The organism is Streptomyces sp. NBC_00988 (genome assembly GCF_045162645.1).
In the GTDB taxonomy this organism is placed as follows: Bacteria; Actinomycetota; Actinomycetes; order Streptomycetales; family Streptomycetaceae; genus Streptomyces.
On record NZ_CP108730.1, the window covers coordinates 9,214,515 to 9,226,706 of the forward strand.

The following is a 12,192-nucleotide window of genomic DNA, read 5'->3' on the forward strand; positions in this document are numbered from 1 at the left end:
CTACCAGCCCGAAGCGGTGTAGACGACGGCCCCTGCTGACTCGTCGCCCCAGGCGAGCTCGCGCAGCAGGGCCGCGGTGCCCTCCTCGGGGTCGATCAGCGAGATGCCGCGCCGGGCGTACTCGCGTCCCAACTCCGGGGTGACCATGCCGTGGTGACCACCGGTGGGCGCCCAGGGACCCCAGTGCACGGTCAGCGCGCGGTGCCCGGTCCGGGCGGCCCAGGCGGTACCGAGGCTCTGGAGCGCGTCGTTGGCGGCGGCGTAGTCGACCTGGCCCCGGTTGCCGAGGACGGCGGATATGGAGCCGAACAGGACGGCGAAAGCAGGGCCGTTGGGGAGTTCCTCCAGGGCCGACAGCAGGGTCTCGGCGCCGTGCGTCTTCGTCCCGTAGACCCGCTGGAAGGACTCGGTGGTCTTCTCGGCGATCAGCCGGTCCTCGATGACGCCGGCCGCGTAGACGACACCGTCGAGGCGGCCGTGTTCGGCGTGGATCTCCTTGACCGCCTGGAGTGCGGCGTCCGGTTCGCGGAAATCGACGGAGTGGTAGCGGGCCTGGCTGCCGAGGGCGGTCAGTTCGTCCAGGGTGGCGGTGATCTCCCGCTGGGCGAGCAGGAGTTCGGCGGTGCGGTTGATCGCGGCGGGCGTGAGTCCACCGCCCTTCGCGGCGAGGGCGGCGCGCAGTTCGGCCGGGGTGCGGGCACCCGCGGTCGCCGGGTCCTCGGGCCCTGCCGGTGCGGCCGTCCTGCCCAGCAGTTCGATACGGCACCGGGAGGCCGCGGCGAGCGCGACGGCGAACTTCGCGGTGATACCCCGAGCGCCGCCCACCAGCAGCACCACCGAGTCACGGTCGAGCCCGATCGCCGAGGCTTCGGCGACTCCGTCACCGGCTGGTCCCGCACCGTTCGTCGCGAGCGCGCCGAGCGGTGTCTCCGTCAGCTCAAGTCCGTGTCGTCCGGCGGCAGTTCGCAGGACGACCGGCTCGATGTCGGGTGCGAGCAGTTCGGCGATCACCGCGTCGGCGACGGCGTCCGGCGCGGTGTCCGCCGGCTCGACGACCCGGGCGACGGTGTCCGGGTACTCGCGCGCAACCGTACGGAACAGCCCGTGCAGCCCCGCCGATCCACCGTCCGCGCCCTGTACCGCGAGGAGTTGGCGCGGGCCGCGCCGCAGAGCGGCCTGGAACACGGGGAACGCGTCCGGCAGCACCGGGGCCGACGCCGTGAGCGGCGCGAGATACAGGACGCCGTCCACCTGGCCGTCCGTGTCGGTGAGTTGGTGCTCGGGGCCTACGGTCACCGTGTCGGCGCCGTACGAGGAGAGCCGCGCCGCGACCGCCTCCGAACTGCCGCTGTCACCGTCGCCGTAGAGGACGAACCGTCGGCCGCCCAGCACGGACGCCGGGTCCGCCGGGTTGTCGCCGTCCTGGTGCGCCAGCAGTACCGGCCGCAGTTGGAGCCGCTTCGGGGCGGCGCCGGTGACCTCGTCCTGCGGGGCGCTCGGGGAAGTGACCTGGGGGGCGTTGGCACTCGGGGGAGTTTCGTCCGTCGCCGCGGGTTCCGTCAGCCGTGCCGACAGCCAGCCCGTGACGGAGGCCGCAGTGCGGGCCTTCGCCAGGTCCTCCAACTCGGCGTCGTCGAGCGTGGCGACGTCCATCCCGCCGCCGATGCCCAGCCGTTGGGCCAGTTCACCGGCGATCTCGGCGCGCTTGATGGAGTCGATGCTGAGGTCCGCCTCCAGATCGAGGTCGGGCTCGATCATGTCGACGGGGTAGCCGGTGCGTTCGCTGATGATCTCCAGGACGACCCGGAGTACGTCGGCCTCGGTGACGGCCTCGGGGGCCGCCGGGGTAGCCGTCAACTCCTGTGCTGCTGTGGGCTGTTGAGTTGTCGGAGTCGCGGCCGCGGGCAGGGCGGGTATCTGCGGCAGCGCCTCGATCACGGCCGGTGCCGGTGCCGGAACCCACGTTCCCTGCGGCACCGCCCCCTGCACCGCGCCGAAGTACGTCATCAGCACATCCCGTTGCGCGGCCACCATCTCCCGGCTGGTGCGCAGGAATTCGGAGATGAGCGCGTCCCTGTTCGCCTCGACGGGGACACCGTCCTGAGGGTTCGTCGTCACAGTCGTCTCCACAACGCGTCGGGCCGGTGCGAGGGCACCGGGCAGGAGTGCTCCGGCGGCGGTACGGACCAGCTGTCCGTCGACCGTCCAGCCGGGTCGCGAGGGCACGGGGGTCCGGGCCGCGTCGACGGCGTCGCGCCCGTTGAAGAGCCATCCGGTGCGCACCGGCAGCCCGGCGACGGCGAGTTGGGCCAGCGCGTCGAGCCAGCCGCGCAGCCCGCTGTCCTGCCGGGGCTCGCACGCGACCGTGCGGTGCGGGCGGTCGCCGAGGATCTGGTCGACCAGCCGGGTCAGTACGGAGCCGGGACCGGCCTCGACGAAGACCCGGGCTCCCGCCTCGTACATGGCCTCGATCTGCGCGACGAAGCCGACCGGCGAGCCTATCTGCGCGGCGAGTTCGGCCCGGACGGCGTCGGCGCCTTCGCCGTACGGGGCGGCCGTGCGGTTGGACCAGACGGGGAACTCGGGTGTGAGCACCGGCCGTTGGGCGAGGGCCTGTGCGAACCGTTCGCCCGCCCCCGCCACCAGCGGGCTGTGGAAGGCGCAGGCCACGGGGATGCGCTTGGCGCCGAGACCGGCGTCGCGCAGGAGCCGTACGGCTGTGGCGACTGCCTCTGTAGGGCCCGAAATCACTGTCTGGCGGGGCGAGTTGTGGTTGGCGACGACGACGGAGTCGGGTGCGTCCGCCGCCTTCAGGGCCTGCTCGACGTCCTCGGCACCGGCCGCCACCGCGGCCATGGTTCCCGGGTCGTCCGCGCCGGTGGCCTCGAGGATCGCCGCCGCGCGCTCGGCGCTCAGCTCCAGCAGGGCCTCCGGCGCGATCGCACCGGCCGCGCACAGGGCGACCAGCTCCCCGTAGCTGTGCCCGGCCGCCATGTCGGGCCGTACGCCCGCCTCGGTGAGCAGGGCGTGGGCGGCCAACCCGGCGATGCCCAGGGCGGGTTGTGCGACCCGGGTGTCGGTGAGGCCTGCCTGCTGGCGGTCGCGGGCGGTGTCGTCGAAGGCGGTGGGCGGGTAGAGCGCGTCGGCGTGGTCGCGGCCGAGGTGCAGATAGTGCTGCAGCTCGGGGAACGCGATGAAGACGTCGGCGAGCATGCCGGGGCGCTGACTGCCCTGGCCGGGGAAGAGGAACGCGACTTTGCCGGTGCTGGTGCCCGTGCCGGCCTGGGTCGCAGCCCCGGACTCCGGCTCGGTCCCCGTCTCCGCCTCTGCGAGATGGACACCCCCGGCCGGATCATGCTCACCTGCCAACGCCCGCCGCAACTGCCCGACCAGCCCCTCCGCATCCCGTGCCACGACCGCCACCTGCACCGGCTCCTGCCGGGCGTCGGAGCGCCGCGACGCGCTCAGCGCGAGGTCGCGCAGCTTCCAGTGCCCGGCCTCCGCGAGCTTCAGGATCTCCTCGATGCCCCGTCGCACCGCCGCCCGGTCCGCTCCACGGAAGGTCAGCAACTCGGCGGGCCACGCGTCCAGACCCTGCGCCGGCGGAACCGCCTCGCCGTAAGCCCCGATCACCGCATGGAAGTTGGTGCCGCCGAAGCCGAACGCGCTGAGGCCCGCGACGCGTTCCTCGGCGGGCGCCGCCCACGGCCGGGGCCGGGCGTGGAAGACGAACGGGCTGCTGTCCTCCTGCCAGGCCGAGTTGGGCTGCTTCATGTGCAGGGTGGGCGGCTTCACGCCGGTGTAGAGGGACAGCACGGTCTTGATGAGGCCGGCGAGTCCCGCGGCGCACTTCGTGTGCCCGATCTGCGACTTGACCGAGCCGAGCGCACAACTGCCCCTCTCCGCACCGGACTCGGTGAACACCTCGCTCAGGATGGAGAGTTCGGTGCGGTCGCCGACGACCGTTCCCGTGCCGTGCGCCTCGACCAGGCCGACCTCGGCGGGGGAGACGCCCGCGTTGCGGTACGCCCGTTCCAGCGCGGCCCGTTGGCCCTCGGGCCGGGGTGCGGTCAGGCCCAGGGAGCGGCCGTCGCTGGAGCTGCCGACTCCCTTGATCACGCCGTAGATCCGGTCGCCGTCCCGCTCCGCGTCCGCGAGCCGCTTGAGGACCACGCACGCGACGCCCTCGCCGAGCGCGATGCCGTCCGCCGAGCTGTCGAAGGCGCGGGAGCGGCCGGTGGGGGAGAGGGCGTGCACGGAGGAGAAGAGGACGTAGTCGTTGATGCCGTTGTGGAGGTCGGCGCCCCCGCACAGCACGACATCGCTGGTGCCGCCCACGAGTTCCTTGCAGGCGACGTCGACGGCGGCCAGCGAGGACGCGCAGGCCGCGTCGACCGTGAAGTTGGCGCCGCCGAGGTCGAGCCGGTTGGCGATACGGCCCGAGATGACGTTGGAGAGCATGCCGGGGAAGGAGTCCTCGGTGAGCGTGGGGAGTTGCTCCTCGACGCCCTGCGGGATCTTCCCGTAGTACGAGGGCAGTACGGCGCGCAGCGTGGTCGCGTTGGACAGGTCGCTGCCCGCCTCCGCGCCGAACACCACGGAGGTGCGCGCACGGTCGAACTCCCGCCCCCGGTCCCCGTATCCGGCGTCCTCCAGCGAACGCCGGGCCGCTTCCAGGGCCAGCAGCTGCACCGGTTCGATGCTGCCGAGGGAGGCCGGCGGGATGCCGTAGCGCAGCGGGTCGAAGGGGATGCGCGGCAGGAAGCCGCCCCACTTCGACGGGGTGGCGCCGGTCTTGTCGGCGGAGTAGTGGACGGCGGGGTCCCAGCGGTCCGGCGGGACCTCGTCGACGGAGTCGCGCCCGCCGAGGATGTTCGCCCAGAACGTGGGGAGGTCGGGCGCCTGCGGGAACATGCACGCCATGCCGATGACAGCGATGTCCAGCGGGGCCGGTGCCTCCGGCTCGACGGTCTCCTCAACTCCCAGGCGGGCGCGGGCGGTTCGAGCGCTCTCGGCCAGGAAGCCGGCGGCCTCCTCGGTCACCGAGCGGTGCAGGGCGTCGATCGTGGTGGTCGCCGAACGCAGCACGGCGACCTCGCCGGCCATGAACATCCCCTCGGCGAGCTGGCGTTGCTCGTCCACGGCGGTCAGCGCGCCGTCCGCGTCCCGCTCGACGCCCTTGCTGGCGATGCGCAGCCGGCCGACGTTGAGTCGTTCCAGCTTCTCCCAGATCTGCCGGTCGGGTACGCCCTGCTCACGCAACTGGGCTTCGAAATCGAGGTAGTTGTCGCTGAACGGGCTTGGCACACAGCGGGTGGCGTGACCCGGCGCGGTCTCCAGCAACGCGGTCCGCGTGGCCCGGACCACCTGCTCCTGGAACAGGGGTTGGACCGCTCCACGCGTCACCGCCTCCTCCGTGAACAGGTAGGCGGTGCCCATCAGTACGCCGATGGCGGCGCCGCGTGCGGTGAGTGGTGCGGCGAGGGCGGCCACCATCGCCGCCGAGCGCTCGTCGTGGACGCCGCCCGCGAAGAACACCTCGATGTGTTCCGCCGTACCCGCTGCCGCTGTCTCCAAGAAGTCGTCCAGGACGGCGAGTTGGGCCTCCCACAGCGCGAAGCTGCCGCGCGGTCCGACATGGCCGCCGCACTCGGAGCCCTCGAACACGAACCTGCGGACACCGGCGTCCAGGAACTGGCGGAGCAGTCCCGGCGAGGGCACATGGAGGAAGGTGGAGATGTTGGACCGTTCCAACGCTTCGGCCTGGGAGGGGCGTCCGCCCGCGATGATCGCGTGCGTGGGCCTCAACTCCCGTACGGCTTCGAGCTGGGCGTTGCGCATCTCCTCGGGCGCGAAGCCGAGCACCCCGACACCCCAGGGGCGCCTCCCGACGGCGGCGCGGGTCTCGGCCAGCACCGCCCGCGACTGCTCGCCGCTCGACAGCGCGAGCGCGACGAACGGCAGGGCGCCGCCCTCGGCGACGGCCGCGGCGAACTCCGCCTGGTCGCTGACACGGGTCATCGGGCCCTGGGCGACGGGGAGTCGGGTACCGAGCGTCCGGCTCATCGGGGAACCGGCGCGCAGCGCGTCGGCCGGGCTCTCGTCCCGCACCGACTCCCGTATGGCGGCGGTCAGTTCGCGCACCGTGCGACCCGCGTCGCCCCAGCGTTCCGCGAAGCGCGCGGCGAGGAAACCGTCCTGGCCGACCGGCAGCAACTGGGTGCGCGGGTCGCGGGCGCCGAGCAGTTCGGACACCCGGTCGGCAGGCACCTGCGGGGCGTCCGGACCGCGTCGTAGGAGCACGCGGTGTCCGGCCACCAGTGTGGTCTCGGAGCCGTCCATCGAGCGGAGCGCGGCGGCCGCCGCCTCCGGCAGGAACGACTCGGCGAGCAGGGCCAGTTGGCTGTCGAGGACGACCCCGGCCGCGCCACCGGCCACGGCCGCCGCGGCCGTACGGGGGCCGATGCCGCCGCAGGCCCAGACCGGGACGTCCACACCGGGCTCGGCGAGCAGGCGCTGGAGTAACACGAAGGTGCTCAACTCGCCCACCCGGCCGCCGCTTTCGGCGCCCCGGGCGATCAGCCCGTGCGCACCTGCGCGGACCGCGGCCAGTGCCTGGTCCGGGTCGGTGACCTCGACCAGCACCCGGTGCTGTGCCGCGACCTCGTCGACCTGCCAGGCGGCGTCCGCGGTGAGGACCACGGTGTGCGGGACCGCGCCGGCGCCCGTCGTCAGGTCGGCGGGACCGATCCGGCAGTGGGGTCCGACCCGTACCCCGAAAGGGCCAGGGGACCAGCGCCGGATTCTCGCCAGAGTCTCTCTTGATCTTCGGTCGCCCATTCCCAGGTCAAGTACGCCCAGGCCGCCGGCGCGGCTGACGGCCGCCGCGAGTCGGGCATCCGGTTCATGGAACGGAGTGATTCCAATGATCATTGCTTCGGCGCGCGCGACAGGCGTCATGATTCTCCGAATAAACGGTGAAACTGCACGGTGGGGGGTTTCGGCAGGGGCGCCGATGTAATCGCAGAGGCGCAAGAGGGCTGATGGAAAGCTAGCCCCCCGGTTACTCGTCGGTCAACAACGGCAAGGCAAGCAATTGGTTGACGGCAGTGATCCGGCCAGCCGGAAACGGGTCCCCAAACAACCGAAAACCCTGCCAATTTCCTTCAGAGGGCACACCACTCGGACCGCAGTGGCTCAAGCGGTCCAAAAGCCCCCGATATTCATCCGGGGCTCACAGTCCCGAAACACCACTGACGGCGGGGCGGAATTATGTAAACGTTGGGTGTCGCTGCCTCCTCGCATAAGCCGCGCTAGGTTGGCACCTATGAGCACACCGCGGGACCTGATGATCGTCGCCATGGATGTCGCACCCGACCGCCCCGTCGAGACGGGTGATCTGTCGCTCGCGCTCGCCGGAGCGGAGGTGGTCGACCTCCTCGCCGCCGAAGCCGTCGTGCTGGACGGCGACCTGATCGTGCCGAACCCCCAACTCCCCTTGGCGGACGGCCTGTTGGACCAGGCCGCGACCGCGCTCGTGCGGGAGACGCCGTACGAGTCGGTCGAGGACTGGCTGTGGCGGCGCGGGCGCAGCCTGTCCTCCGCCTATCTCGCCGCGCTGGAGGCGGAGGGACTGGTCGCCCGGCAGCGCGGGCGCTGGATCCCGGTCCGCACCGGCCGGACGGCCCTGGTCGACTCCCCGGCCCGCAGCCGCGCGGCGGACCGCTGGGCCCAGGGCGAACCCGTCCTCGCCCAGCTCGCCGCGGCCGCCGGGATCCGCGAGGTGTCCGACGAGGACTCCGCGAAGGTCACCGACGAGTCGCTGGACACGGTCATCGCCGTGGTCCACGACGCGGTGACGGAGCTGGAGGCCGTGCGGCAGCGGAAGAGTGTCGAGGACGCGGCCTACGACAACGTGTGGCGCGGTATGTGACGGTGACCTCTCGGCCTTGAAGCACGACAACTGCCGATGAAACAGAGCCAGTTGATGGTCCTGAGCCTCAGGTGACGCCACGTCACCCATGGTAGGCACAAGGCCGTCGCTGAGCTAGACCGAGCGGGGGCGCACGCTACCCGCGTTCACCGGGACGAAGCCGCCCCCGACAGGAACCTCACCGGAACGAAGCCGCCCCCAACGGGATCGTCACCGTGAAAACCGTCGCGCCGGGCTCGGACGTCAGCTCCACGGTGCCGCCGTGCGCCTTCGCCAGCGACCGGGCCACCGCGAGGCCCAGCCCGCTGCCGCCCCGGTCCCGGGTGCGGGCCTTGTCGACCCGGTAGAAGCGGTCGAAGACCCGGGCCCGGTCGTCCTCCGGGATACCGGGGCCCGCGTCGGCGATCCGTACGGATGCCGTGCCGGCGGCGACCGACAGCGACACCGACACCTGCGTCCCGGCCGGGGTGTGCACGGCCGCGTTGGTCAGGAGGTTGTCCAGCACCTGGCGGATGCGGACCGGGTCTACGCGCAGCCACACCGGGGACTCGGGCACCGACACCGTCAGCGGGTGGTCCCGGTGCCCGGCACGGAAGGCGTCCGCCGCCTGCCCCACCAGGTCCACCAGGTCCGCGTCCTCCGGCCGTAGCGGCGTCTCCACGTCCGCCGCGTCGAGGCGGGCCAGCAGGAGGAGGTCGTCGAGGAGGACGCCCATGCGGGCGGCCTCGGCGCGCAGCCGGGCCAGGTGCTTGTCGCGCTCCTCGGGGACGTTCGCGGCCGCGTACTGGAACAGGTCCGCGTAGCCGCGCACCGACATCAGCGGGGTCCGCAGCTCGTGCGAGGCGTCCGCGACGAACCGGCGCAGCCGCTGCTCGGCCTCCGCGCGCACCGCGAGGGAGTCGTCGATGTGCTCCAGCATCGTGTTGAACGCGGTGCGCAGCTCCTCCACCTCGGGCCCGCCGTCGCCCCGCTCGGCGCGCAGCGGCAGCCGGGCCGCCGACTCGGTGAGGTCGTGCGAGGCGATGCCGTGGGCCGTCGTCGCCATGTCGCTGAGGGGGCGCAGCCCGCGCCGCAGCAGGTTCCGCCCTATGACCACCAGCACCAGCAGCGCCAGCGCGAACGCCACCACCTGGACCGTGACCAGCTGCCGTACCGTGCCCTGCACGTCCGCCAGCGGGGCCGCGCTCACCAGGACCACTCCGGGTTCGACCTCGCAGGCGCGCAGCCGGTAGGTGCCCTCGCCGTCGATCGTCACCGTGCGGGAGATCTCCGTCTTGGAGTGCGCCATGGTCTTGGCGAGGGCGGTGAGCGCGCTGGTGTCGTCCGGTACGTCGGAGGGCTCGCGCAGTTTCGGGGTCGTGCCCTTGACGTCGTAGACCGCCGTGTACCAGCCGTAGTACGGCTTGCGCTCGACGATGCCGTGCACCTGGGCGTCCTTGGACTGGACGACCTGGGCGAGCTTCATCTGGTCGGTGACCTGGCGTTGCAGATAGTCCCGCATGTACATCGTCAGGGCCGTGCCGACGACCGCGAACACGATCAGCGAGAGCACGCCGACGCCCAGGGCGAGGCGGGTGCCCAGGCGTACCCGGCGCCAGTTGTGGCGCAGTCGTCGGATCATTCGGCGGCCTGCCGGATCACATAGCCGAAGCCGCGCACGGTGTGGATCAGCGGATCGTGCCCCCCGTCGAGCTTGCGGCGCAGGCGGCTGACCACCAGCTCCACCACATTGGAGCGGCCGCCGAAGCCGTACTCCCACACATGGTCGAGGATCTGCGCCTTGGTGAGCACGGTCGGCGACTTGCGCATCAGATAGCGCAGGACCTCGTACTCGGTCGGGGTGAGCGTGAGGAGACGGTCGGCGCGGCGCACCTCGCGGGTGTCCTCGTCCATTGTCAGGTCGGCGACCCGCAGCACCGAGCGCGGGAAACCGGGCCCGGCGCTGCGCCGCAGCACGGTTCGCAGCCGGGCCATCAGCTCCTCCACCGCGAACGGCTTGACCAGGTAGTCGTCACCGCCCCGCGTCAGCCCCGCGACCCGGTCGGCCACCGCGTCGCGCGCCGTGAGGAACACCACGGGCACCATCGTCCCGGAGTGCCGCAGCCGGTCCAGCACACCGAAACCGTCCAGGCCGGGCAGCATCAGGTCGAGCACCACGATGTCCGGTTTGAACTCGGCGGCCACGGTCAGCGCCTCCTCACCGGAGTACGCGCACGCGGCCTCCCAGCCCTCGTACCGGGCGACCGTCGCGACAAGATCGGCGATCGGCGGGTCGTCGTCCACGACGAGGAGTCGTACTTTTTCCACCTGCTCATAGTGCTTCACGCACCGGTGGACGCCAGACCCGCGGCACCGCCACACCCGCATCGATAAGCACTTGAAAGGTGGCCGACAGGAAAACGACAGCCCCCCGAGGTCAAGCTCGTCTCCCAGGACCCGATCAAGGAGCTGCCGTCCGTGACGACCGTCCAATCACCCCCTGCGCCCCCCACGGCGATACGCCCCAGGGTGGTGGCCCGCACGGGCCTGTACGCCGTGCTGGCCGCGAACGTCGCCGTGGTGACCGTCTTCTTCGCCCAGGCCGGATTCGCCTCCAACGCGCTCATCGTCATCGGCCGCCTCCTCGGCCTCTACGGCGCGCTCGTCATGGCCTTCCAGCTGCTGCTGGTGGCCCGCCTGCCCTGGCTCGACCGCCGGATCGGCATGGACCGGCTCACCAACTGGCACCGCTGGACCGGCTTCGCGCTGCTCTGGACGCTGCTCGGGCACCTCGTGTTCATCGCCTTCGGCTACGCCCAGGGCACCGACACCGGCCCCGTCGGCGAGGTCGTCGACCTCGCCGAGACGACCGAGGGCATCCTGCGCGCGCTCGTCGCGTTCGCCCTGATCCTCGTCATCGGCGCGACCTCCGCCCGCTACGCCCGGCGCCGGCTCGCCTACGAGACCTGGCACTTCATCCACCTGTACACCTACGTCGCGGTGGTCCTCGCCTTCACCCACCAGGTCGCGGTCGGTACGACGTTCACCGCGTCGTCCGCCGCCACGACGTACTGGTACGCGGTGTGGGGCGTCGCGCTCGGCTCGGTGGCCCTGGGCCGGCTCGTCCTGCCCCTGTGGCGCAACCTGCGCCACCAGTTCCGGGTGGAGGCGGTGGTCCCCGAGTCCGACAACGTCGTCTCGATCTACATCACCGGCCGCGACCTCCACCAACTCCCGGCCCAGGCAGGGCAGTTCTTCCTCTGGCGGTTCCTGACGAAGGACCGCTGGTGGCAGGCCAATCCCTTCTCCCTCTCGGCCGCCCCCGACGGCACCCGCCTCCGCCTCACCGCCAAGACCGCGGGCGACGGTACGGCCGCCCTGCGCCACCTGAAGGTCGGCACCCGCGTCTTCGCCGAGGGCCCCTACGGCGCCTTCACCACCCTGCACCGCACGAAGCCGGAGTCCCTGCTCATCGCGGGCGGCGTCGGCGTCACCCCGATCCGCGCCCTGCTGGAGGACCTGGAGGGCCACGCGGTCGTCATCTACCGCGTCGCCACCGACCGCGACGCCGTCCTCTACGACGAACTGGCCGAACTGGCCCGGGCCAAGGGCGCCCAGCTCCACCTGGTCACCGGCCCGCCCGTCCCCGACAAGCTCGCCCCGCGCGAACTCGCCCGCCTCGTACCGGACATCGCCGACCGCGACGTCTTTCTCTGCGGACCGCCGCCGATGATGAACGCGGTGCTGCGCAGCCTCGGCGACATCGGCGTGCCCAAGCAGCAGATCCACTTCGAACGCTTCAGCCTGGCGGGATGAGAGACATATCGTGAAGCGAGTCATACCTGTCCTGGTGCTGTCCGTCGCGGGGCTGATCCCCGTGTGGCGCTACGAGCCGTCCATCGGGACGACGACGAGTTCGACGAGTACGACGACCACGGAGGCGGTCTCGACCCCGACTCCGACCCCCACGGCCACCTCCTCGTCGTCGGGCTCCGCGTCCACGCCGTCCGCGTCCTCGAAGAAGGTCGTCCAGGGCACCGCGATCAACACCTCCAAGGGCACCGTGCAGGTGCAGGTGACCTTCGAGGGCGACAAGATCAGCTCCGTGAGCATGCTCCAGCAGCCGGACCACCCGCAGACCACGGCGGCCGTCCCGGTGCTGATCGAGGAGACCCTCAAGGCGCAGAGTTCGAAGATCGACACGGTGTCCGGCGCCACGATCACCAGCGACGCCTACGTCCAGTCGCTCCAGGCCGCGATCGACGCCAAGGGCGCCTGAA

The 12,192-nt window shown here is 71.8% G+C and carries 6 protein-coding genes; 3 read left to right on the forward strand and 3 right to left on the reverse strand.

Features of this window, described 5'->3' with window-relative positions:
- Positions 1-6,960, reverse strand: coding sequence for an SDR family oxidoreductase (locus OG496_RS41800; RefSeq protein ID WP_405974566.1), 6,960 nt, complete (start codon positions 6,958-6,960; stop codon positions 1-3).
- A 367-nt stretch (positions 6,961-7,327) separates the two neighbouring features.
- Here OG496_RS41800 and OG496_RS41805 point away from each other — a divergent pair, with 367 nt between their 5' ends.
- Positions 7,328-7,933 carry a GPP34 family phosphoprotein gene (locus OG496_RS41805; protein ID WP_405974567.1) on the forward strand — a complete coding sequence of 202 codons (606 nt, stop codon included), beginning with the start codon at positions 7,328-7,330 and terminating at the stop codon, positions 7,931-7,933.
- Between the two features lie 178 nt (positions 7,934-8,111).
- Here OG496_RS41805 and OG496_RS41810 read toward each other — a convergent pair whose 3' ends face one another.
- Together OG496_RS41810 and OG496_RS41815 are read right to left on the reverse strand one after the other, a co-directional pair.
- Positions 8,112-9,554 (reverse strand): sensor histidine kinase, encoded by a 1,443-nt coding sequence (locus OG496_RS41810; protein WP_405974568.1) that lies wholly within the window; start codon positions 9,552-9,554, stop codon positions 8,112-8,114.
- Positions 9,551-10,240 (reverse strand): response regulator transcription factor, encoded by a 690-nt coding sequence (locus OG496_RS41815; RefSeq protein ID WP_405974569.1) that lies wholly within the window; start codon positions 10,238-10,240, stop codon positions 9,551-9,553. The genes OG496_RS41810 and OG496_RS41815 overlap by 4 nt, the downstream gene beginning before the upstream one ends.
- A gap of 150 nt (positions 10,241-10,390) precedes the next feature.
- Here OG496_RS41815 and OG496_RS41820 point away from each other — a divergent pair, with 150 nt between their 5' ends.
- Positions 10,391-11,728: a ferredoxin reductase family protein gene (locus OG496_RS41820; protein ID WP_366493138.1), complete on the forward strand. Its 1,338-nt coding sequence runs from the start codon at positions 10,391-10,393 to the stop codon at positions 11,726-11,728.
- A gap of 10 nt (positions 11,729-11,738) precedes the next feature.
- Positions 11,739-12,191, forward strand: a complete 453-nt coding sequence (locus OG496_RS41825; RefSeq protein ID WP_399393450.1) for an FMN-binding protein — start codon at positions 11,739-11,741, stop codon at positions 12,189-12,191.
- The last annotated feature ends 1 nt before the right edge of the window (position 12,192 follow it).